The 22,679-nt window shown below is 56.4% G+C and carries 21 protein-coding genes; 9 read left to right on the forward strand and 12 right to left on the reverse strand.

Annotated elements, in window-relative coordinates:
• Nucleotides 1-13 precede the first annotated feature (13 nt).
• Together pptA and USH94_RS04760 are read left to right on the forward strand one after the other, a co-directional pair.
• Entirely contained in the window at nucleotides 14-244 is a 231-nt protein-coding gene (gene pptA, locus USH94_RS04755; protein ID WP_023311964.1) for a tautomerase PptA, read from the forward strand.
• 191 nt (nucleotides 245-435) lie between these two features.
• Nucleotides 436-1,437: a Kdo(2)-lipid IV(A) acyltransferase gene (locus tag USH94_RS04760; RefSeq protein ID WP_111963651.1), complete on the forward strand. Its 1,002-nt coding sequence runs from the start codon at nucleotides 436-438 to the stop codon at nucleotides 1,435-1,437.
• A 44-nt stretch (nucleotides 1,438-1,481) separates the two neighbouring features.
• Here USH94_RS04760 and USH94_RS04765 read toward each other — a convergent pair whose 3' ends face one another.
• Nucleotides 1,482-3,167 (reverse strand): NAD-dependent malic enzyme, encoded by a 1,686-nt coding sequence (locus USH94_RS04765; RefSeq protein WP_111963650.1) that lies wholly within the window; start codon nucleotides 3,165-3,167, stop codon nucleotides 1,482-1,484.
• A gap of 32 nt (nucleotides 3,168-3,199) precedes the next feature.
• On the reverse strand, nucleotides 3,200-4,147 hold the full coding sequence (locus USH94_RS04770; RefSeq protein WP_111963649.1) for an AEC family transporter: 948 nt from the start codon (nucleotides 4,145-4,147) through the stop codon (nucleotides 3,200-3,202).
• A gap of 405 nt (nucleotides 4,148-4,552) precedes the next feature.
• Here USH94_RS04770 and USH94_RS04775 point away from each other — a divergent pair, with 405 nt between their 5' ends.
• Complete coding sequence (locus USH94_RS04775; RefSeq protein ID WP_111963648.1) at nucleotides 4,553-5,884, forward strand: 2-hydroxycarboxylate transporter family protein; 1,332 nt, start codon at nucleotides 4,553-4,555, stop codon at nucleotides 5,882-5,884.
• Between the two features lie 121 nt (nucleotides 5,885-6,005).
• Complete coding sequence (locus USH94_RS04780; protein WP_111963647.1) at nucleotides 6,006-6,641, forward strand: helix-turn-helix domain-containing protein; 636 nt, start codon at nucleotides 6,006-6,008, stop codon at nucleotides 6,639-6,641.
• A 27-nt stretch (nucleotides 6,642-6,668) separates the two neighbouring features.
• Here USH94_RS04780 and USH94_RS04785 read toward each other — a convergent pair whose 3' ends face one another.
• Complete coding sequence (locus tag USH94_RS04785; RefSeq protein ID WP_111963646.1) at nucleotides 6,669-8,147, reverse strand: PLP-dependent aminotransferase family protein; 1,479 nt, start codon at nucleotides 8,145-8,147, stop codon at nucleotides 6,669-6,671.
• 163 nt (nucleotides 8,148-8,310) lie between these two features.
• Here USH94_RS04785 and USH94_RS04790 point away from each other — a divergent pair, with 163 nt between their 5' ends.
• On the forward strand, nucleotides 8,311-8,766 hold the full coding sequence (locus tag USH94_RS04790) for a GNAT family N-acetyltransferase (protein WP_111963645.1): 456 nt from the start codon (nucleotides 8,311-8,313) through the stop codon (nucleotides 8,764-8,766).
• A 68-nt stretch (nucleotides 8,767-8,834) separates the two neighbouring features.
• Here USH94_RS04790 and USH94_RS04795 read toward each other — a convergent pair whose 3' ends face one another.
• Nucleotides 8,835-9,137 (reverse strand): ArsR/SmtB family transcription factor, encoded by a 303-nt coding sequence (locus USH94_RS04795; protein ID WP_111963644.1) that lies wholly within the window; start codon nucleotides 9,135-9,137, stop codon nucleotides 8,835-8,837.
• Nucleotides 9,138-9,297: 160 nt separating this feature from the next.
• On the opposite strand from USH94_RS04795, the gene fusA reads away from it, so the two are divergent.
• On the forward strand, nucleotides 9,298-11,397 hold the full coding sequence (fusA, locus tag USH94_RS04800) for an elongation factor G (RefSeq protein WP_111963643.1): 2,100 nt from the start codon (nucleotides 9,298-9,300) through the stop codon (nucleotides 11,395-11,397).
• Between the two features lie 35 nt (nucleotides 11,398-11,432).
• Here the strand turns inward: fusA and USH94_RS04805 are convergent, their stop codons facing one another.
• Nucleotides 11,433-12,005: a flavin reductase family protein gene (locus USH94_RS04805; protein ID WP_111963642.1), complete on the reverse strand. Its 573-nt coding sequence runs from the start codon at nucleotides 12,003-12,005 to the stop codon at nucleotides 11,433-11,435.
• A gap of 108 nt (nucleotides 12,006-12,113) precedes the next feature.
• Between USH94_RS04805 and nhoA the strand changes: the two genes are divergently transcribed.
• Nucleotides 12,114-12,959 carry an N-hydroxyarylamine O-acetyltransferase gene (nhoA, locus tag USH94_RS04810; protein ID WP_111963641.1) on the forward strand — a complete coding sequence of 282 codons (846 nt, stop codon included), beginning with the start codon at nucleotides 12,114-12,116 and terminating at the stop codon, nucleotides 12,957-12,959.
• A gap of 35 nt (nucleotides 12,960-12,994) precedes the next feature.
• Here the strand turns inward: nhoA and USH94_RS04815 are convergent, their stop codons facing one another.
• Nucleotides 12,995-13,588 carry a TetR family transcriptional regulator gene (locus tag USH94_RS04815; RefSeq protein WP_111963640.1) on the reverse strand — a complete coding sequence of 198 codons (594 nt, stop codon included), beginning with the start codon at nucleotides 13,586-13,588 and terminating at the stop codon, nucleotides 12,995-12,997.
• Between the two features lie 116 nt (nucleotides 13,589-13,704).
• On the opposite strand from USH94_RS04815, the gene USH94_RS04820 reads away from it, so the two are divergent.
• Nucleotides 13,705-15,192 carry an MFS transporter gene (locus tag USH94_RS04820; RefSeq protein ID WP_111963639.1) on the forward strand — a complete coding sequence of 496 codons (1,488 nt, stop codon included), beginning with the start codon at nucleotides 13,705-13,707 and terminating at the stop codon, nucleotides 15,190-15,192.
• A gap of 89 nt (nucleotides 15,193-15,281) precedes the next feature.
• Complete coding sequence (locus USH94_RS04825; RefSeq protein ID WP_111963690.1) at nucleotides 15,282-17,165, forward strand: potassium transporter Kup; 1,884 nt, start codon at nucleotides 15,282-15,284, stop codon at nucleotides 17,163-17,165.
• Nucleotides 17,166-17,181: 16 nt separating this feature from the next.
• Here USH94_RS04825 and USH94_RS04830 read toward each other — a convergent pair whose 3' ends face one another.
• From USH94_RS04830 to USH94_RS04855, 6 genes are read right to left on the reverse strand one after another with little or no spacing between them, the layout of a single operon-like run.
• Nucleotides 17,182-18,408, reverse strand: coding sequence for a Zn-dependent hydrolase (locus USH94_RS04830; protein ID WP_111963638.1), 1,227 nt, complete (start codon nucleotides 18,406-18,408; stop codon nucleotides 17,182-17,184).
• Nucleotides 18,405-18,887, reverse strand: a complete 483-nt coding sequence (locus USH94_RS04835) for an L-2-amino-thiazoline-4-carboxylic acid hydrolase (protein ID WP_111963637.1) — start codon at nucleotides 18,885-18,887, stop codon at nucleotides 18,405-18,407. Before USH94_RS04835 ends, USH94_RS04830 begins: the two co-directional genes overlap by 4 nt.
• Before the next feature lie 17 nt (nucleotides 18,888-18,904).
• Nucleotides 18,905-20,062, reverse strand: coding sequence for a branched-chain amino acid ABC transporter substrate-binding protein (locus USH94_RS04840; RefSeq protein WP_111963636.1), 1,158 nt, complete (start codon nucleotides 20,060-20,062; stop codon nucleotides 18,905-18,907).
• A 28-nt stretch (nucleotides 20,063-20,090) separates the two neighbouring features.
• Nucleotides 20,091-20,810 carry an ABC transporter ATP-binding protein gene (locus USH94_RS04845; RefSeq protein WP_111963635.1) on the reverse strand — a complete coding sequence of 240 codons (720 nt, stop codon included), beginning with the start codon at nucleotides 20,808-20,810 and terminating at the stop codon, nucleotides 20,091-20,093.
• Nucleotides 20,803-21,570, reverse strand: a complete 768-nt coding sequence (locus tag USH94_RS04850) for an ABC transporter ATP-binding protein (RefSeq protein ID WP_111963634.1) — start codon at nucleotides 21,568-21,570, stop codon at nucleotides 20,803-20,805. The genes USH94_RS04845 and USH94_RS04850 overlap by 8 nt, the downstream gene beginning before the upstream one ends.
• On the reverse strand, nucleotides 21,567-22,673 hold the full coding sequence (locus USH94_RS04855) for a branched-chain amino acid ABC transporter permease (protein WP_111963633.1): 1,107 nt from the start codon (nucleotides 22,671-22,673) through the stop codon (nucleotides 21,567-21,569). The genes USH94_RS04850 and USH94_RS04855 overlap by 4 nt, the downstream gene beginning before the upstream one ends.
• Between the last annotated feature and the right edge of the window lie 6 nt (nucleotides 22,674-22,679).

Below are 22,679 nucleotides of genomic sequence, written 5' to 3' on the forward strand. Positions count from 1 at the left end.
CGGAAGCCTGCACATGCCACACGTAGATATCAAATGTTTTCCCCGTGATTTGAACGACGAACAAAAAGCTGCCCTGGCCGAGGATATTGCTGAGGTCATTATTCGCCATTTCAACAGCAAAGACAGTTCCGTGTCCGTTGCGTTGAATCAGGTGAACCAGGAGGACTGGAAGGCGCAGGTCTGGGATACCGAAATAGGACCGAAGCTGGACGAACTAATCAAAAAGCCAGGCTATTCAATGTAAGCGCAATTGCCGGGGGGAACTCTCTCCCCGGTTTTTCCCGTCTCATCTTCCCGCTTTTTCGCAAAAATCGATAAAAATGCGTTTTGTCTTATCCGTTACACTTTACGTTTCTGGCTGACATTTCATACATCCTTAGGAAAGATCTCCAACAGAATCAATTAAGGACAGACACGTTAAAGGATAATTTTCTGATGACAAAATTACCCCGTTTTTCACTCGCCTTTCTTCATCCCCGTTACTGGCTAAGCTGGGCCGGCATTGCGGCACTGTGGCTCATCATGCTGCTCCCTTATCCGCTTCTGTTCAGAATCGGTAATGGCCTGGGTAGACTGGCGATGCGCCTGCTTCCGCGCCGCGTCGAGATTGCACGCCGCAACCTGGAGCTCTGTTTCCCGGAGATGAAAAAGGCGGAGAGAGAGTCATTGCTGCAGCGTAATTTTGAATCGGTAGGAATGGGGGTAATCGAAACCGGGATGGCGTGGTTCTGGCCTGCATGGCGAGTGCGGAAATGCTTTACCGTGACGGGTTATGAGCACATGGAGAAAGCCAGAGCGCAAGGAAAGGGCGTGGTGCTGGTGGGAATGCATTTTCTGACGCTTGAGCTGGGCGCGCGGATATTCGGCATGCTTAACCCCGGTATCGGGGTTTATCGTCCTAATAATAATGCCCTGCTGGACTGGCTTCAGACGCGCGGGCGCCTGCGCTCCAACAAAACCATGCTCGATCGCCATGATTTAAAGGGAATGATCCGTTCGCTGAAGCAGAATGACATTTTGTGGTACGCCCCGGACCACGACTATGGCAAAACCAACAGCGTGTTTGTGCCGTTCTTCGCGGTGCCGGATGCCGCGACGACGGCGGGCAGCTATATGCTGGTCAAAAGCGCTAACCCTGCCGTCATACCCTTTGTGCCGCGGCGCAGGGCGGACGGCACCGGTTACGAGCTGATCATCCTGGAAGATATCAGTGAGGCGTTGCAGGGCGGCGATAAAGAAGTCGTGGCGACGCAGATGAACAAGGCAATTGAGCAGGCCGTACGCATGGCGCCTGAACAATATATGTGGCTGCACCGTCGCTTCAAAACGCGACCTGAAGGGGTACCTGACCGTTATGCTCGCCAGAAACAGGCGGCAACACGGGGTGATATTCTCTCCGCCAGCGAATTTTCTGACCGCTCAGGCGTACAGCACTAAACCCTCAGCAATGCCCTCACCCTGCGGTGAGGGCATGACCAGCGCTACAGCGCAGAACGGCGGTACGGCGCATAGTCTGCCTGCCACCAGGTCTTCTCAATGCGCGCCATCAGGGTTTCATCATCTAAAGACGGCGCCACGCCTTGTTCAATGGCGGCCCGGGCGACGGCGACGGCAATCTGGCGTGAAACCGTTTCAATCTGATCTACCGGCGGCAGCAGTCCGCCTCTTTCCGTGGTCACCAGTGGAGACTGTGCGGCCAGGCTGCGGCTTGCTGCCATCAGCATCTCTTCCGTCACCCGGCGCGCGTTGCAGGCCAGCACGCCAAGCCCCAGACCAGGGAAAATATAGGCGTTGTTACACTGGGCGATCTCGTAGTGCGCATTCTCCCAGAACACCGGAGCGAACGGGCTGCCGGTGGCCACCAGCGCGGCACCCTGTGTCCAGGCGATAAGATCCTGCGGCTGGGCTTCCGCCCGCGAGGTCGGGTTCGAGAGCGGCATGATGATGGGGCGCGGACAATGGCGATGCATCTCTTTGACGATCTCTTCGCTGAACAGCCCAGGCTGGCCTGAAACGCCGATCATCACCGTGGGATGCGCGTTCTTCACCACGTCCAGAAGGGAAATATTCTTCGCGTCCACCTGCCAGCTGCAAACGGCATCGCGCGCGGTAAGCAGGTTTTTCTGGAAATCGAGCAGGTTTGTCATGTCGTCGGTCAGCAGGCCGAAGCGATCGACCATAAAGATCCGGCTGCGGGCTTCGGACTCGGTCAGGCCGTCGTCCACCATCAGCGCCACAATTTTTTCAGCGATCCCGCACCCGGCAGAGCCGCTGCCCAAAAAGACCACGCGCTGATCGCGAATGCGCGTACCCGCGGCATGGGCCGCAGCCATCAGCGTACCGGCGGTGACGGCTGCCGTGCCCTGGATGTCATCATTGAAACAGCACAGCTGGTCGCGGTAGCGCTGGAGAAGTCGCGTGGCGTTTTTCTGCGCAAAGTCTTCAAACTGCAGGAGAACGTTGGGCCAGCGCGCTTTAACGGTGCTGACAAACATATCCATAAACTCAGCGTACTGGTCGTCGCTGATGCGCGGGTGGCGCCAGCCCATGTACATCGGGTCGTCGAGGTGTTGCTGATTATTGGTGCCGACATCCAGCATAATCGGGAGGGTGGAGGCCGGGTGGATCCCTCCGCAGGCGGTATAAAGCGACAGCTTGCCAATTGGAATGCCCATCCCGCCGATACCCTGATCGCCAAGCCCTAAAATACGTTCCCCGTCCGTCACCACAATCACGCGAACGTCGTTGCGCGAAAAGCTTTGCAGCATCTCATCAATACGATGGCGGTTAGGCCATGAAATAAACAGGCCGCGCGCGCGTCGATAAATCGTGGAGAAATGCTCGCAGGCTTCACCGACCGTCGGGGTATAGATAATCGGTAACGTCTCTTTCAGATGCGAACGCAAGAGGTTATAAAAGAGAGTTTCATTGGTGTCCTGAATATTTCGCAGGTAAACATGACGCGAAATATCGCTTTTAAAATGGCAGAACTGCACCCAGGCGCGCTCGGTTTGCTCTTCAATGGTTTCAACGTTATGCGGCAATAACCCATGCAGATTAAAATTATCACGCTCTTCTTTAATAAATGCGAGCCCTTTATTTAGTAGCGGGTTTTCCAGCAATACGGCACCGTTATAGGGGGTGTACAGAACTTCTTTCCGGGACATGGTTAACTCCTGAATTTTTTTAATAAAACAGATTAAGAGATTAAATAAATCATGATGCCTTCGGTCACGACCCCGATGGCAGTGCCAATTAATATGGAAGAGGATGCGGTATCAATATAGGTATCGCTGCGCAACGCAAACATCCCCGCCGCAATCGCGGAAGGTGTTGCGCCAATAATTACTACCTGCTGTAGTAAGGTATGGCTCAGGCCAAAGGCGAGCCCGGCGGCGGCCATCATTGCTGGCTGAATTAAGTTTTTAATACTGATATTGGTAAATGTCTGCACGTTCAGTTTTGGACGTTCACCGTAAAACAGCAGGCCGAGGGCAAACAGGGACAGTCCGCCTGAAACCTTACCAACCATCTCAATAGGCATGCTGAGAATGGCAGGGATTTGTACGCCGGCCAGGCTGAGCAATACGCCGGAAACCGGGATCCAGACGATAGGGTTGCGTGCCGCTTTGATGAGGTTTTGCACAATCATCGCGCCCGGATGCAGTGCCTCCAGGCCAGCATGACCGCTTTTATCACCCATACGAATCAGGACGATAGTCAAGGGGATCATGATAACGCTGGTAATAATATTGCCGATCAGCACGCCGATAAATCCTTCCGGCCCAATCAATACCGCCAGAACCGGTGCGCCAAAGTAGGCCATATCAGGAAAGGCGCAAACCAGGGACTGAATGGCGCTGGTTTTGATATCGTGGCGAAAAACGTAGCGCGAAATAAATAAGGTCAGCAAATACGACCCCATTAAACCGACCACCAAAACGGCCATAAAGGTCAGGTTCTTAATTTTATTGGGATCGGTATGCAATGCACCAATAAAAAGATGAAAAGGAAGGGCGAAACGAATCACCACGGTTGCCATGACGTTTGCATCTTCACGCCGGGAATATCCCAACTTTCCACTTAGCCATCCAAGTAACATAATAAAGACGAGTGGAAACAGTGACTGTAATAGTAATGAAGGCATAGTATTTCCTGTAGGGTATTTTATGTGTTTTATTGCAGCGCTAATCTATCGCTTAGATAGCAGCACAGGAGTGACATGGGTCACACTCTTTCTGGTTTTATTAATTTCAAAAAGGTTGTATTAGTTGAGTAAGTAATACTTTCGTTAAAAATTGATAAGGCGCAATAAGCGATGCTGGTCACCATAAATAACTTTAGTTACTTAATAATGAATTAAGTTATTTAAAGTCAAAGGGCCGTATTGTTCACATTTCTCCTGGCAGGCTCGTGATAATTTCATATTGAGCCTGGTTTAAGAAAAGGCCATCTAAGTCTTTATTTATATTTAAGAACATTTATTCGTATCAGGAATAGCTCCAGTTTATTCCTTTCTCTGTATATCCGAACACAATTTTCAGGTGATTATATGAAAGATAATCCTGTACCGACTTCTGAGCTGTCTACCTCGCGTTTTGCCTTTGGGCTCAACAATACCGAGGTGGGCACGGTCCCGTTGATGCTGTTCGTCGGGATTGCCGCCATTGTGGCGACGTCCGCCTGGGCAGGGCTGCTGCCGAAAAATATGATCGGTGGCCTCGCGGTCATCATGACCCTCGGTTTCGCGTTTGCCAAAGTGGGGCGTCAAATCCCGGTACTGAAAGATATCGGCGGCCCGGCGATCCTGTGCCTGATGGTCCCCTCCGTGCTGGTCTATTTTGGCGTATTCGGGAAACATACCCTTGATACCGTGCATCTGCTGATGAAAGAGGCGAATCTGCTCTATTTCGTCATCGCCTGCCTGGTAGTCGGCAGCATTCTGGGGATGAATCGGGTGCTGCTGATCCAGGGGATGATGCGCATGTTTGTTCCGCTGGTGGCGGGAACATGCATGGCCGTGCTGAGCGGCCTCATTGTGGGCTCAATGTTTGGTTATACGCCTTACCACACCTTCTTCTTCATCATTGTGCCCATCATTGGCGGCGGGATCGGCGAGGGGATTTTGCCGCTGTCCCTGGCCTATTCGGCAATACTGGGGCAGACGCCGGACGTCTACGTTGCGCAGCTGGCACCCGCTGCGGTCGTTGGGAATATCTTCGCCATTATTTGTGCGGGCTCGCTGGCGCGACTCGGCGCTAAACGTCCTGCGCTCTCGGGAAATGGCATGCTCACGCGGAGTAAAGACGACGCCAGCCTGTTTGCCGGGGCGCAAAGCACGCAGCAGACGGATTTTCATCTGATGGGGGGCGGGTTACTGATGGTGTGCGCGTTTTTCATCGTCGGCGGACTGTTTGAAAAACTGGTGCACATTCCCGGCCCGGTGCTGATGATCCTGATCGCCGTTCTGTGTAAATACTTCAGGGTGATCCCGGCCTCAATGGAGCAGGGCGCGCATAGCTGCTATAAATTCGTCTCGGCTGCGCTGGTCTGGCCGCTGATGATCGGCCTCGGGATGTTATACGTGCCGCTTGAGAGCGTGGTGTCGGTCTTCTCGGTGGGATACGTTGTGGTATGCGGTTCGGTTGTGATTGCGATGGCGCTGAGCGGCTACGTTATTGCGTCGCGTCTGAATATGTATCCTGTGGAAGCGGCCATTGTGACCTGCTGCCACAGCGGGCTGGGCGGAACGGGGGACGTGGCCATTTTGTCCGCGTCTAACCGGATGTCGCTCATGCCGTTCGCGCAGATCGCCACCCGCATCGGCGGCGCGTCGACGGTGATTTTCGCCACGCTTCTGATGGGCTGGATTATGGCGCACTGATCAGAAAGCTCAGGATACTGAATCGCAACGACATTTTCAGGATGTCGCTGCGGTTCAGTCCTTTATAAATATCCCTGCGCTGTATAGAATTACCGCATCCACAGCGACGGGATATCACACCATGACCGGAAGAGTTGATTATCAGATTGAAAAATACCTCCTTACCGAAGCCGCCGAACCGGAGCGCCTGACGCGCCAGTGGGCGGAGGTGCTGGAGGAGTGTCGTGAGCAACAGTCCGGTGCAGAGGATCGTCTGCGTCTCGCGCTGCTTAATGTGGATTATGTCACCAGCTTCGAGCTGCCGTTCAGGCTGCTCCTCACCCGCGCGCCCCAGCTGATTGACGCTGTCAGAAAAGAGCTTCAGCTCAGTCAGAAAAATGTTCTGTTTAACGGCAAGCGCTTTGGCTGCGTCTATAGCCTTAAAAGGGATCTGGACGGCATACCTGACGAGTTTACCTATCAGCTGAAAACGCGTATCCATCGCAGTGACGAAACAGGATGTAACGAACTGCCTTACCGGCAAATTGCCCAGCAGGTTAAAGCCCCAAAGGAACGCCTCAAGCTGGCGCTGGAAAACGGGCTGTCTGTAACCGCGCTCGATGGACTTTTCTGGTTTGGCATTCAGCGCATCGCGGCCGATGTGCAGAGGTTAAGGAAAATGGGCGTGAGAATTGTGACTTCGGAGACTGAGGTCTTTGATACGCTTACGAAGACCAGCCGGCGAATCCCGGCTTATAGTCTTGATCGCCCGGAATGAGTTTCAGTCTCTGACCAGTCGACAGCATCAAACATGACGAAAAATGGCGGCCAGTTTTTTTACAGCGTCTTCTATTTCACTTTCCGTGTATGCAGCAAATCCCATCAAAAAACCGGTCGAAGCGGGGGGGCCTGCATACAAATCCGTAAGCCCAAGTATATCAACACCCGCGCGTCTGGCGGCGGAGGCCATCTCTTTCTCGGATATTCCATGCTTCAGGTGACAAGGCATTTGCATTCCCCCCGCTGGCGTTTCATAGGTAACATACCCGGAAAGATAGGCGTCCATCATGCTTGCCAGCGCGTCTCGACGAGCAACGTAAATACTCCGCATCTTGCGAACATAGGCCCCAAAATGACCCCCCTCCAGAAATTTAGCCAGCGTCAGTTGGGTTATTGAGGCGGTGTGGCCATCCATTAATGTCCTCGCCATGGTGAAGGGCTGTGTCAATTCTGCGGGGACGATCATGTAGGCAATACGCAGCCCGGGGAACAGAGATTTGGTGAACGTGCCGATATAAATTGTCCGGTTGTAACTATCAAGCCCCTGAAGACTGGCCATAGGCTTACCTTCGTAGTGAAACTCGCTGTCATAGTCATCCTCAACGATCCAGGCCGAGTGACGATTTGCCCAGTCAATGACGGCCAGTCGTCGGTCAAGAGAGAGCGTCACCCCGGTAGGATATTGATGAGAAGGCGTAAGGGAGATAGCCCTGACAGGCTCGGTCAGAGCATTCAGGGCGTCAACCGAGATGCCTTTTTCATCAAGAGGAACCGGAATACAGTGCAGTCCTGCAGCGTTGAACGCTTTCTGTGCCCCTTGATAGCAGGGATCTTCAATGACAATGCCATCCCCGGCGTCCATCAGCACGTGGGAACAAAGCGCAAGCGCCTGTTGAGAACTTGTCAGAACGATGACCTGTTCTGCCCTCGCACGCGTCCCGCGTTCAAGGTTGACATATTCCGCAATTGCCCGCCGCAAGCGCTCTATACCCTGGGGGGGACTTTGCTCTAGCGCCTGGTGTTGAAATTCCTTCAGTACCTGTCGCTGAAGTCGCTCCCAGGTTGAAATGGGAAACATGCGGGTTTCAGGAATTCCGGGTGCCAGCGGGCGGGGTGAGGAAAACTCGCGGATTCCTCCGCTTTCATAGATGACTTTTCCACGGGCGCTGAGTTTTGCTTTTCGTATCTCAGCGGTTGGCTGATGGTGTCGGGGGCGGGGTTTTAAAAAACGCGCGCTGGAGGAGACGAAGCTTCCTCTGCCAGTTTGTCTCTCAATAAAACCTTCAGCATGCAGGCTGGAGTAGGCCGCTTCAATGGTATCCCGGGAAACGCTGAGAGACGCCGCAAGAGCACGTGAAGCCGGAAGGGCCTTGCCATGAGAAAGTATCCCTTCCAGTATCAGCGTCCGTATAGCTCTCTGGATCCTTTCATGAAGCGGTAGGGATCCATGAGCGGGGTCGATAATCCATGCCTTGACCGTTTCAAGCTGCGCGTGCTTAAACATTACGTTGTCCACTTTTCCTCTGCGTCTCTTGATTCTAAAGCAATAGTGCCTGTAGCAGGATGAAAAATTGGTCTGCCTTCATGATGAAAATTGGCGGGGCAAAACATGCCATTCAGCGAATACACTCTTACTGAAACGAATAACGGATAAGCAAAGAGGCACTATGAACGCTATGAGCGTAACAATTGAGGCAGTAAAAGAACGTGATTTTGCAAGCTGGATGCCGCTATGGGGAAAATATCAGGCGTTTTACAATGTCGATCTGTCTGGGGCAATTACTGAACGAACCTGGCAACGATTTTTCAGCCCCGTTGAGCCGCTATTCTGCGTGGTGGCACGATGTAATGGAGACGTCGTGGGCTTTGCGCATTATCTTTTTCATCGCTCGACCTGGGCTGAGAACGATTACTGCTACCTCGAAGACTTATATGTCTGCGATGCTGCCAGGGGCAAACACATCGGTAAACAGTTAATAGAATATGTACAGAGAGAGGCCAGAAAACATCACGCCAGCCATCTTTACTGGCATACGCATGAAGCTAATTATCGCGCGCAACGATTATACGACTGGATTGCGAAAAAAAGCGGGATGATTGAATATCGTATGCACGTCAGATAATTCCCTTTGCTGAAGCTATGCCCCTTAAAATGTTACGGGGCATTATTCAGGGGAAAACAGGCATGTCTTTATGATTTAGCCTGTAAAAGTATCGCCATCAGCCCCGGAAAGCGGGTATCCAGATCGTCTCTTCGCAATGAAATCATGTTTTCGCGTCCCTGCGGACGCTGCCAGATGACTCCGCTGTCGCGCAGTACGCGCCAGTGATGGGTCATCGTGGACTTCACCACATCTTCCGGGCGCAGCGCGTTACAGCTGAGTTCGCTGCCATCTGCCAGCCGGCGAATTATCGCAAGCCGGAGCGGGTTGCCGAGGGCAAATAGCACATTTTCCAGCAGTATTTGTTCAGTTTCAGGGTGGTTTGGGATCATCGTTTTCCTGCGTATGGTGTCAGATTGAGCTATATCAACAATAGGTCAACCATTAAAAAATAGTTCGATAATACTCGTACAATAGGACTATTATAGCAAACGAACGAATGCACGACCATCCTGGTCGTCACAGACAAGTCATAAGACTTAAGGAAATATCATGCCCCGACCCATCCCTCTCGAACGTTATCGCAACATCGGTATCTCCGCGCATATCGATGCCGGTAAAACCACCACCACCGAGCGCATCCTCTTTTATACCGGGATGAGCCACAAGCTGGGTGAAGTACACGATGGCGCGGCAACCACAGACTGGATGGCGCAGGAGCAAGAGCGCGGGATCACGATTACCTCGGCGGCCGTCAGCTGCTTCTGGCCGGGTATGGACAGAGGATATGAACCGCACCGGATCAACATCATCGACACCCCGGGGCACGTGGATTTCACCATTGAGGTGGAACGTTCCATGCGCGTGCTTGACGGCGCCGTGATGGTGTATGACTCCGTGGGCGGCGTGCAGCCGCAGTCGGAAACCGTCTGGCGTCAGGCCAATAAATATCACGTTCCGCGTCTGGCCTTCGTTAACAAAATGGACCGTCCGGGTGCCGATTTCTTCCGCGTCGTGCGGATGATGCAGGAACGCCTGAAGGCCAATCCGGTGCCGATTGTCATCCCGGTAGGCGCAGAAGATCGTTTCACCGGCGTGGTGGATCTCATCAAGATGCGCACTATTCTGTGGGACGATGCGACTCAGGGCATGGTATTTACCTATGCGCCCGTGCCGGATGATTTAGTCAGCACCGCCCAGGAGTGGCGTGAAAAAATGGTCTCTGAGGCTGCGGAAGCCAGCGATGAACTGATGGACAAATACCTGGAAACGGGCGATCTGTCGGAAGCGGAAATCATCAAAGGGTTGCGTATTCGCACTATCTCGGGCGAAATCCAGCCGATGCTGTGCGGCAGCGCGTTCAAAAACAAAGGCGTGCAGCGCATGCTCGATGCGGTGATTGAGCTTATGCCGTCGCCGCTGGACGTGCCTGCTATTGATGGCGTGGATGAAAAAGGGCAGCACGCGGAGCGTCATCCGAGCGATGATGAGCCGTTCTCGGCCCTGGCGTTCAAGCTGATGAGCGACCCGTACGTTGGTCAACTGACCTTTATCCGCGTGTACTCTGGCGTGCTGCGTAAAGGCGACGCGGTGTATAACCCGGTGAAAGGGAAGAAAGAGCGTATCGGGCGTATCGTGCTGATGCATGCCAACGATCGTCACGAGGTGGACGAACTGCGCGCCGGGGATATCGCGGCCTGCGTGGGGCTGAAAGACGTGACCACCGGTGACACGCTCACCGATCCGAACGCCGTCATTACGCTTGAGCGCATGGAGTTCCCGGATCCTGTGATTTCTCTGGCGATTGAGCCGAAAACCAAAGGCGATCAGGAGAAAATGGGGATCGCGCTGCAGCGTCTGGCGGCGGAAGATCCATCTTTCCGCCTGCATACTGACGAAGAGTCCGGCCAGACCATTATCTCCGGGATGGGTGAGCTACATCTTGAGATCATCGTCGACCGCATGAAGCGTGAGTTTGGCGTCGAAGCGAACATTGGTCGTCCGCAGGTAACCTACCGCGAAACCCTGCGTAAAACGGTGAAGGATATCGAAGGCAAATTTGTCCGTCAGTCCGGCGGCAAAGGGCAGTACGGCCATGTGGTGCTGAGCCTGGAGCCGCTGGAGCCTGGAAGTGGTTTTAAATTTGAAGATGCCACTAAGGGCGGCGTGGTTCCGCGCGAGTATATTCCGTCCGTTGAGAAAGGGCTGCGGGAAGCGATGAACAGCGGCGTGCTGGCGGGCTATCCGGTTGTAGACGTCAAAGCGACGCTGACGTTTGGCTCGTATCATGACGTTGACTCCTCGGAGATGGCGTTCCGCATGGCGGCGATCCTCGGCTTTAAAGAGGGCGCCCGCAGGGCGGACCCGGTGATCCTTGAGCCGATCATGCATGTGGAGGTGGAAACACCGGAAGAGTACGCCGGTAACATCATGGGCGATCTCTCTTCCCGTCGCGGTATGGTGCAGGGGATGGCGGAGCAGTACGGCAGCCAGATTATTCGCGCTGACGTGCCGCTGGCCGAGATGTTTGGCTATGCCACGACATTGCGCTCGATGTCCCAGGGACGCGCGACGTATACGATGGAGTTCCATCATTTTGCGGAAGCCCCGCGGAATGTTGCGGATGAAATTATTGCGCGTCGTGCGAAGTAATACGGTCACCCTCTCCCAATTGGGGGAGGGTTTTCTCAATCCAGCGCCTTCACCATTTTCCCGCTCGCCACAAACGTCCCGGCCCCAAGATGATGCAGGGTATTCAGCTTATCCCCGTCAAACTGCCAGCGTCCGGCGACAAACGCGCGTTCATCGGCTGCCGCTGAAACCACTTCACCAAACAGCGTATCGTATTTTTCTGCCGCGGAGGTGACGGGTAGTAACCGACACTCCATCCACGCCAGACATTTTTCTTCAATCACCGGCAGGCCAAGCTCAGAACCGTTCACCACCGGGATCCCGTAGCAGTTGAATTTGTCTTCATCGCGCCCGCTGACGCTACCGACCGCGTATGTCCAGTTTGCCGCCGCCACGCCGGGGATGACGATGCCAAACTTCCCGCTGCGCTCGATCAGCTCGCGTGACCAGGTACTTTTATCCACGACGATCGCGATGCGCGGCGGTTCAAACTCAACGGGCATTGACCATGCGGCGGCCATAACGTTACGTCTGTCGAGGCTTTCATCCCGACTGGTGATAAGCACAGTAGGGCCGTGGTTCAGCAGACGGCTGGCATGACGTAATTCAACAGGGCGAAAGTGGCTCATAGGATCTCCTCATCTACACCGATGATTATGGCGAAAAAGCACGTAAATCAAAGTGAGTGCATAAAATTAGTTTATAAACAGAACATCACAATCAAAGGAAACTGATGCATGTCCCCATTCCTGACCGCCTATTTCGCCCGCATCGGCTGGACGCAGCCGACACGGGTGGATATCGATACCCTGCGCGCGCTGCATTTACTTCACAACTGTGCGATCCCTTTTGAGAATATCGATGTCGTTCTGCCACGCGAAATCCAGCTTGACGATCGGTGCCTCGTTGACAAGCTGGTCACCGCACGTCGCGGAGGCTACTGCTTTGAGCAAAACGGCCTGTTCGAGCGCGTATTGCGTGAGGTCGGATTTACGGTGCGCAGCGTGCTGGGACGCGTGGTATTAGCGAGTCCGCCGCAAATGCCGCCGCGCACGCATCGCCTGCTGCTGGTTGAGCTTAACGGTGAGCGCTGGATAGCCGATGTCGGGTTTGGCGGCCAGACGCTGACGGCGCCGATTCGCCTGCTAGCTAATGAAGAACAGGAGACGCCGCACGGGCTGTATCGTCTGCTGAGCGAGGGCAACGACTGGGTGCTACAGTTCCGTCACCACGAGCACTGGCAGTCGATGTACCAGTTTGACCTGACGACGCAGTATTTCAGCGATTACGTGATGGGGAATTTCTGGTCGGCGCACTGGCCGCAGTCGCATTTCCGTCATCATCTGTTGATGTGCCGCCATCTGCCGGACGGCGGCAAGCTGACGCTGACCAACTTCAACTTTACCCACTGGCAGAACGGCCATGTGGAGGAGCAGATCCATTTGCCGGATGCCGAGGCGCTTTACCAGCTGATGCAGGAACGCTTTGGACTGGGCGTTGACGATGCAAAACACGGATTTTCCCTGGCGGAGCTAACGGCGGTAATGGCGGGCTTTGATACACATCCTCAGGCCGGGAAATAATGCGCAAAGAGGGGGGCTGTTGGCCCCCGACAACTTCACTTCTGAGACGGGGGAGTAAATAACTCGAGGGTGATTAATTTATCCAGATGATTGTTAAACGCGGTTTCATCCATTTCGGGCATGTTTAAGATATACATCCCGTCAAGACCGCATACCAGGCCAATCAAGCGCCAGGCGATATTTTCCGCCCGATCGCCAGGACGAAATACTCCGGCCTCTGTTCCCGCACAGATCAGCGCCACCGTTTCCTGATGCCACATCTCCATGGTTATTACATAGGCGCCTTTGATATCGGCATCGCGGCTGGCCAGGATCTGCGCTTCGCGCCACAGGCGAATATAGGGCTCGAACCTGCCGTCATCGCTGCCGAGCATGGCATGAAGCTGCTCCCGCCATCCGGCCTGTTTACCCGCGACATCCGCATCTAACAGCTCGCGAATTAACCGTACGAAGGCCAGCGATTTTAGCTCTCCGCCGGAGGTAAAATGGTGGTGAACCTGTCCGGTCGCAACCCCGGCTTCAGCTGCAACGCGGCGTACCGTCATTGCCGCCAGTCCTTCGGCCAGCGCCACGCGCATGGCGGCCTGTAAGATGGCTTCGCGCCGTTCATCCTTGCTCAGATATCGCATCGTTACTCACTCTCAATGGGAACGAAACGAGTGTAACAAAAAGCTGGACATGCGTTCAACTTTACGTAGGATCGCAATCTGGACATGTGTCCAGGTTTAAAATGAAAAGGAAATTTATGTTTCGTCAGTGGTTAGCGTTAGTGATTATCGTGCTGGTGTATATCCCGGTCGCGATTGACGCGACGGTGCTGCACGTGGCTGCGCCAACATTGAGCATGACGCTGGGCGCCAGCGGTAACGAATTATTGTGGATCATCGATATCTACTCGCTGGTGATGGCGGGTATGGTGCTGCCGATGGGCGCCCTGGGTGACCGGATTGGTTTTAAACGACTGCTTATGATTGGCAGCACGCTGTTTGGCCTGTCGTCGCTGGCGGCAGCGTTTGCCCCTTCAGCAGGATGGCTGATCGCGGCGCGCGCCTCGCTGGCGATCGGTGCTGCAATGATCATTCCTGCCACCCTGGCGGGGATCCGCACGCTGTTTACCGACGCGAAAGATCGCAACATCGCGCTCGGCGTCTGGGCGGCGGTCGGTTCCGGCGGGGCGGCGTTTGGCCCGCTGATCGGCGGTATGCTGCTGGAGCATTTTTACTGGGGATCGGTGTTTTTAATCAACGTGCCGATTGTGCTGGTGGTGGTTTCGCTGGCCGCGCGTTTTGTCCCTCCTCAGCAGGGACGACCGGAGCAGCCGCTGAATATCAGCCATGCCATCATGCTGATCGTGGCGATTTTGCTGCTGGTCTACAGCGCCAAAACCGCGCTAAAAGGCGCGCTGTCGCCGTGGCTGGTAGCTTCCGCGCTGGTGACCGGCTCGGTGCTGCTGTTTATCTTCGTGCGTATTCAGCTGCGCGCCCGCGTGCCGATGATCGACATGCGCCTGTTCTGTCACCGCATCATTATGAGCGGCGTGGTGATGGCGATGACCGCCATGATTGCCCTGGTCGGGTTTGAGCTGCTGATGGCCCAGGAGCTGCAGTTTGTTCACGGCTTTACGCCGTTTGAAGCGGGCATGTTTATGCTGCCGGTGATGGTCGCCAGCGGGTTCAGCGGGCCGATCGCGGGCGTGCTGGTTGGGCGTTTGGGGCTACGCATCGTCGCGGCCGGCGGCATGGGGCTCAGCGCCGTCAGCTTTATCGGCCTGTCGACGCTCGACTTCAGCACGCAGCAGTGGCAGGCGTGGGGGCTGATGGTGCTGCTCGGCTTCAGTGCCGCCAGCGCGCTGCTGGCCTCGACCTCGGCAATTATGGCTGCCGCGCCGAAGGAGAAAGCCGCCGCCGCAGGGGCGATTGAAACCATGTCCTATGAGCTGGGGGCCGGGTTGGGGATTGCGATCTTTGGCCTGCTGTTGACCCGCAGCTTCTCGGCGTCGATTGAGCTGCCGCAGGGGCTGAACGCCTCGCTCGTCGACAAAGCCTCGTCATCGATTGGTGAAGCGATGAAGGTGGCGCAGAACCTGACGCCGCCTCTGGCTGAGCCGGTGATTGAGGCGGCGAAAAGCGCGTTTATTACGTCCCACAGCGTGGCGCTGGGCAGCGCGGGCGGAATGCTGCTGTTGCTGGCAGTGGGGATCTGGTTTAGCCTGGCGAAGGTCAATCCGCCGTAAACAGCGCAGTAAAACAGGGCGAGCGGTTGGCGCGGGCGGGGCTGATGGGCTATGTTTTTTACAGGATTATCTGACTCTTGCTGGAAAATATGAGCTCTCGCCACAGCAGTGATGCGTCCCAACCGCTTTCCCGGTTAACCCTGCTTGCGGGGGGCGCGCTGGGCGTCGTTTTTGGTGATATCGGCACCAGCCCGCTTTATACCTTCCGGACGGTGCTTTCGCTCTCAGAGCATGACCCTACGCCAGGCGTCATCCTTGGCCTGCTCTCTCTTATTACCTGGACGCTTATCCTGGTGACCTCCATCAAGTATGCCGCCTTCGCCATGCGAATTGATAATCATGGTGAGGGAGGCATTATGGCCCTGATGTCGCTTCTGGTGGAAAAAGGCAAAGGCGGTCGCTGGGTCATTTTTGCTGCCCTCATCGGCGCCGCGTTAATTTACGGAGATGGCGCGATAACCCCAGCCATCTCCGTGCTTTCCGCTCTGGAAGGGCTGGAGATGGTCATTCCGGAGTCCCAGCCGTACATATTACCCCTGACGGTGGCGGTGTTACTGGCGCTGTTCCTGATCCAGCCTTTTGGTACCGCCCACATAGGGAAGATATTTGGCCCGGTGATGGCACTGTGGTTTCTGGCGATTGCGGTCCTGGGCGTGCGGGGGATCGTTCAGCACCCCTCGGTATTGCTGGCCCTCAATCCTGCGTACGGCATCGCGTTTTTGTTTTCGAACGGGTACACCAGTTTCCTGGTCCTGGGCGGCGTATTTCTCTGCGTGACGGGGGCCGAGGCGCTGTATGCCGACATGGGGCATTTTGGTAAAAAGCCCATCTGGCTTGCCTGGTACGGCATCGTCTTTCCTTCGCTGCTGCTCAACTATGCTGGTCAGTCAGCGCTGATTCTGGCCGGTGCCGACAGCAAACAAAATCTATTCTATACGCTCTGTCCGCCAGCCCTGCAGGTACCGCTCATCATTCTTGCCGCGCTGGCGACGATCATCGCCAGTCAGGCGATTATTACCGGCGCTTTTTCCATGACGCGTCAGGCGATTCAACTCGGCTGGCTACCTCGATTACGCATCAAGCAGACGGCGGCAGAAAGCTACGGTCAAATTTATATCGGGATAATCAACTGGCTGCTGATGGTAGTAACCATCGGGCTGGTGGTGTTCTTTAAATCCTCAGATAAGCTTGCCGCGGCGTACGGCATTGCCGTGTCATTAACCATGCTGATGACTACGGGGCTGTTGTTTGTGGCGATGCGGGAAGTATGGCGCTGGAGCCTGGCCAGCAGCGCGGTTATTGCCCTCTGTTTTCTGGTAATTGATGCCACCTTCTTGTTTGCCAATCTGATTAAGGTCCTGGAGGGCGGCTATATACCGCTGCTGATGGCCGCAGCGATTTGTACGGTGATGCTGATTTGGCACCGCGGCGTTAAGGCGGTATCCGCATCGGTGGGCGAGAAGGGCGTCAGCGTGGATGCGTTCTTTGCCCAGCTACAGCAAAAGACGGTGCCCAGAGTGGCGGGATCTGCCGTCTTTTTGACCCGCACGCAGAACAATATCCCGCCGGTAATGCGCTGGCACGTCGCGCGAAACCGGGCGCTACAGCAGGACGTGTTGTCGCTGACCATTGATATTCTCAACGTGCCCTACGTCGGGGAAGAGCAGCGCATCAGGGTAGAGCAGCGCGCGCCGGGCTACTGGCACGGCGTGGCGCAGTATGGCTTTATGGAACACCCGGACATCCCGCGTTTGTTGCAGGGCGTCAGCGAGATTAACGCGCTTTTCGCCACCGATGACGCCACCTGGTATGTCGGGCATGAAACCATTGTGGCAGGCGAAGGCGGGTCCGGTATGGCGGCCTGGCAACGGCACATATTTGCCTTCATGAAGCGCAACTGCACGCACGTCATCAACCACTACCATCTTCCCAGCGATCGGGTGGTTGAAATTAGCCGACGCGTTGCCGTCTAGTGTCGCTCGCGCCGTTCTAGCTCTCCTGGGCCGCGGACAGGACGCTGTGCAACAGCACGTTCGCCCCTTTCTCGGACCACTCAGGGAGGATCCTCTCCGCTTCGTTATGGCTGACGCCTTTCACGCAGGGGATAAAGATCATGCTGGCGGGCGCAATTTTGCTGACATAGCAGGTGTCGTGTCCCGCACCCGAGACCATCGGTTCCGACGAATAGCCCAGTTCCGCCACGGCCTTCTCCGAACGCGCCAGGCATTCGGCATCAAACGCGATGGGCGCGTAGTCAAAAATGCGTTCAACGAGAGCCGACACGCCGCGCAGGCTCAGGCTTTCAGCCACCTTATGCAGCGCCGCCTCCATGGCTTCCAGCGCCGCCTGCGCCGGATGGCGAAACTCCACGCTGCATACCACGCGAGACGGCACGACGTTGCGCGAGTTTGGCGTAACCTGCGCCATACCGATCGTCGCACGTCCGTCCGGCGCATGCCGATAGCCGATATCTTCCACCTTCAACGCCAGCTCCGCGAAGGCGGTCAGCGCGTCGCGGCGGCTGTGCATCGGCGTCGTTCCTGCATGGGCGGCAAATCCGTCCAGCGTCAGAGTAAACCAGCGCTGGCCCATGGCCGCGCGGACGAGCCCGATATCCAGACCTTCGTCTTCCAGAATCGGGCCCTGTTCGATGTGCAGCTCGTAGCAGGCGTGAACCGGAAACGCGCGGGCAGGGGCTTCACCCCGGTAGCCGATGTTATCCAGGGCTTCACCTACGGTGATACCGTCGATATCCGCGCGGGCATGGGCGTAGGCTTCGCTAAATTGCCCCGTCCAGACCCCTGATGAGAGCATGGCTGGCGCAAAGCGCGCGCCTTCTTCGTTAGTCCAGTTCACCAGCACAACGTCACGCTCGGTCTCAACGTTATTATCGTTAAGGGTTCGCAGCAGCTCCAGCCCGGCCAGCACGCCGTAAACACCGTCGTAGTTCCCTCCCAGCGGCTGGGTATCCACGTGCGAACCGGTCATGACTGGGGCAAGCTGCGGTTTTTTCCCGGCGCGGCGGATAAACATATTGCCCATGCTGTCGACGTCACAGGTAAAACCGGCATCCAGCGCCCAGTCGCGCAGCAGGTTGCGCGCAATACGATCTTCCTCGCTCAATGCCAGACGGGTGACGCCACCGGCGGGCGTGCCGCCGATCTGCGCCATCATCTCAAGCGTTGACCACAGCCTTTCGGCGTTGACGCGGATCATGTCTTGTCCTTAGTGCTGCGGTAGCGGAAATCACAGCACGCGCCGCCCTGCATAATGGTGGTGGTGCGGGTTAGCTCTACGTCGGGCGCATAGCCAACGATAAATTTTTCATCGCGCGCGCAGGAGAGCAGGTGACCAATCTCGCCCAGCCCCATCTCGTGATACATCTCCGCGTAGCGACAGCGGGTGACGTTGTAGTTGTACTGCTGGTCGTCGGCGTCGATCACCTTGACCTCCAGGGCATTATCTTTCTCCCACAGATACTGCAGGGCGATAAAGCTTTTTACGTCCGCGCCGTTGGGTTCTTTGCTGGCAAACGCTTTGCCTGCGTCAATTGCGGCCTGCTCGATAGCCTCGCCAATCACCGCCTGGGCGCGGGCTTTCCCTATATCGCGCACCAAGATTTCATAAATTGGTTTAATAATTTCGGCTTCAATTTTGCGGCGGGCGAGAATGCCCAGCTCGTTATTATCACTCATCACATTGCCTCGCTGCGTTACTTCGCTTTTGCGCCGCCCAGCACGGTCTGCGGCTGCCATTTGCAGTCGACAACCTTATAGACCGTGAACGACGGCGATTTCAGGTTACCTTCTTTATCAAACGCGATCTGTCCGGTGACGCCGGAATAGCTGATGGCGCGCAGGGCTGGCAGATAGTCGGAGGGCTCAACGGAGTCTGCTTTTTCCATCGCCGCAACCAGCACGCGGGTAGCGTCATAGGCGAACGGGGCGTGCAGTTCGATATGGGTGTGGTAGCGGGACTGATAGGCCTGTTCGAATGCCTTTCCACCCGGCATCAGGTCAACGGGCAGACCCGGCTCCAGTGCCACAACGCCTTCGCCTTCTTTCTGCGCCAGCTTGAGGAACGTCTGGCTGACGAATCCGCCTGCGCCCATCAGCGTGGCGTTCATGCCCAGCTGTTTGATGCGACGGGCCAGCGGTGCGGCCTGGCTGTCGACGCCGCCGAAGAAGATCAGATCGGCGTTTTTACTGCGGATGGCGGTCAGCACGGCGCTGAAATCGACCGTTTTGTCATCCACGTACTGACGATCGACAATTTTCACGCCCTGCGCTTCAAGCGATTTTATAAACTGGTCTGCCAGACCCTGACCGAATGCGGTACGGTCGTCGATCACCGCAATGCGTTTGGCTTTCAGGGTATTTACCGCGTACTGGCCGGCGAGCTGGCCGCCGTCATCGTCGTGGCCCATCACGCGGAAGCTGGTGTCAAAACCCTGTTTGGTATAGGCGTGACCGGTCGCGACCGGTGCCACCTGTGCGATGCCCGCATCGTGATAAACGCGGGCCGCTGGAATGCTGGTGCCGGTGTTCCAGTGACCGACCACGCCCGCCACGCCGCTGTCCACCAGACGCTGTGCGACGGCTACGGCGGTGCGCGGGTCGGACTGATCGTCTTCGGACTGCAGCTTGAAGGTCACCGCTTTGCCACCGATGGTCGGGTGCTGCTTGTTAATGTCGTCAATTGCCAGCTGCGCGCCGTTCTCCAGATCTTTACCGATACGGGCAGACGGGCCGGTCAGCGGCCCCGCCAGACCGATGACCACGGTTTCACCGTCGGCGGCCCACGCGGACGTGGAGGCAAAACTACCGAGCAGAATAGCGGCGCTGAGCGCACTGATTTTTACTGTTTTCATGGTATGTCCCTGATGTTGGCTGGTGTTGTTAAACGGGTATTTCACCCAAATAAATCTGTGCAATCTGGTCGTCATCGAGCAGCGCTGTCGATTCGCCATGATGAACAATGCTACCGCTGTCCATCACCCACGCGCTGTCGGTGACTTCCAGCGCGAGACGGGCGTTTTGTTCGATGAGCAGCAGGGCGACTCCGCGCTCGCGCAGCCCGGCGATGACGGCAAAAATGTTCTCGACCATCTTCGGGGCAAGGCCCATCGACGGTTCGTCGAGGATCAGCAGGCGCGGGCGGCTGAGCAGGGCGCGGTTAAGGGCCAGCAGCTGTTGCTCACCGCCGGACAGCAGACCGGCAAGCTGATGCTGGCGTTCGCCCAGGCGCGGGAAGCGCTCGAACACCTCGTTCATCTCACGCTTAACGGTGACAGTGTCACGCCTGAGCCAGGCGCCCATCTGCAGGTTTTCCAGTACCGTCATGCGGGAGAAGATCCCGCGGCCCTCCGGGACCATCACCAGTCCGTCGCGAAGCAGGGTCTCCGGGCTCTGTTTACGCACCGCTTTACCGCTGAATTCAATACTGCCGCTAAAGCTTTCCAGCCCGGTAATGGCGCGCACGGTGGAGCTTTTCCCCGCGCCGTTCGCGCCGATCAGCGTAGCCTGTTCGCCCTCGCGCAGGGTAAAGGAGACATCGCGTACGGCCTGAATTCCGCCGTAATGCACGTCCAGACGTTCCACCTTCAGCAATTCAGACATGCGCGTTGCCTCCAAGCCAGGCGGCGATCACTGCCGGGTCGCGCCGCACGCTTTCCGGCGTGCCGCTGGCGAGCGTTTTGCCGTAATCAAGCACCGTCAGTCGATCGCAGATGCCCATCACCAGCTTGACGTCATGTTCAATCATCAGCAGGGTTTTGCCGTCATCGCGGATGCGGATGAGCAGTTCGCCGAGCGCCACTTTTTCCGCCGCGTTCATCCCGGCGGCGGGCTCGTCCAGCGCCAGCAGCAGCGGATCCGTTGCCAGCGCGCGGGCGATTTCAAGGCGACGCTGATGACCATAGGCCAGATCGCAGGCGCGATAGTGGGCGAACTGCGCAATGCCGGTGTACTCCAGCCAGTGCCAGGCCAGTTCGCGGGTCTGCTTTTCTTCCTCGCGAGCGCGTTTGTGGCGGCTCAGCGCGGCCCACAGACCGTTACGGGTGCGCACGTGGCGGCCCACCATCACGTTTTCCAGCACCGACATCTCGTTGAAGAGCCGAACGTTCTGGAAGGTGCGCGCAATTCCTGCGGCGGTGACTTTCTCAATGTGTTTTGGAAAATAGGGCTTATCGGCAATGGAAAATTCGCCGCTGTCCGCCGGATAAAGCCCGGTGATCAGGTTAAAACAGGTGGTTTTTCCCGCCCCGTTAGGACCAATCAGGCCGTAGATCTCGCCCTTGTTCACGGTAATGGAAACGTCATCCACGGCGGTAAGGCCGCCGAAGCGTTTTGTCATGTTGCGTACGGTTAACAGGCTCATGCTTTCGCCTCCTTGTGGCGTACCGGCCAGATCCCGGACGGACGCACCAGCATCACCAGCACCAGTGCCAGACCGTAAAACAGCTGACGCAGCACTTCCGGGTCAATCAGCACCGTACCGAACAGCGCCTGCTGAACCGGCGCTGCCTGGCTGCGCAGCAGTTCCGGCAGGGCGGTAAGCAGTACCGCGCCGAGGATCACCCCCGGAATGTGCCCCATACCGCCCAGCACCACCATCGCCAGTACGGCAATGGATTCCTGTAACGTGAAGGATTCCGGGGAGACAAATCCCTGAAACGCGCCGAAAAGCGCACCCGCTACGCCGCCAAAGGAGGCCCCCATCGCAAAGGCGAGCAGCTTATAGTTACGCACGTTGATGCCCATCGCGCGGGCCACATCTTCATCCTCGCGGATGGCGTGCCAGGCGCGACCAATACGGGAATGCTGCAGGCGCAGGCAGACAAAAATAATCGCCACAATCACCAGCATCAGCAGGTAGTACCACAGCCACAGGGCGGGTACTTTGAAACCAAACCAGTGGTAGACGCCGCTAAACTTCAGGCCGAACAGGTTCAGCGTATCCACTCCGGTTATGCCCTTTGCGCCGTTGGTGATGTTCACAGGACGGTCTAGGTTGCGCATCAGGATGCGGATAATTTCGCCGAAGCCAAGGGTCACTATCGCCAGGTAGTCTCCGCGTAGCTTCAGCGTGGGCGCTCCCAGTAAAATGCCGCAGACGGCCGCGACGAGCGCAGCCAAAGGAATAATCAGCAGATATGACGTGTGCAGCCCGTCCGGGAACCAGACGCCAAGAACAGGAAACACCTCCAGCAGGTGTGGAGAGGCCATCAGCGCAGCGAGATAAGCGCCAACCGCGTAAAAGGCGATAAAGCCCATGTCCAGCAGGCCGGTATAGCCCACCACAATATTGAGCCCCAGAGCCAGCATGATGTAGAGCAGGGCGAAGTCGATAACGCGCACCCAGTAGTTGCCGCCAAGCTGCGTGGCCACCGCGGGAGCAACCAGCAGCGCGAGGCAGAACAGGCTCATGCCTGACCAGAATTTGCGCGTCGTCGCCGGAGTCTGGAGTTGAAGTGTTGTCATGGTATT

Source organism: Enterobacter sp. 148H3 (assembly GCF_034107425.1).
Lineage (GTDB): Bacteria > Pseudomonadota > Gammaproteobacteria > Enterobacterales > Enterobacteriaceae > Enterobacter > Enterobacter vonholyi.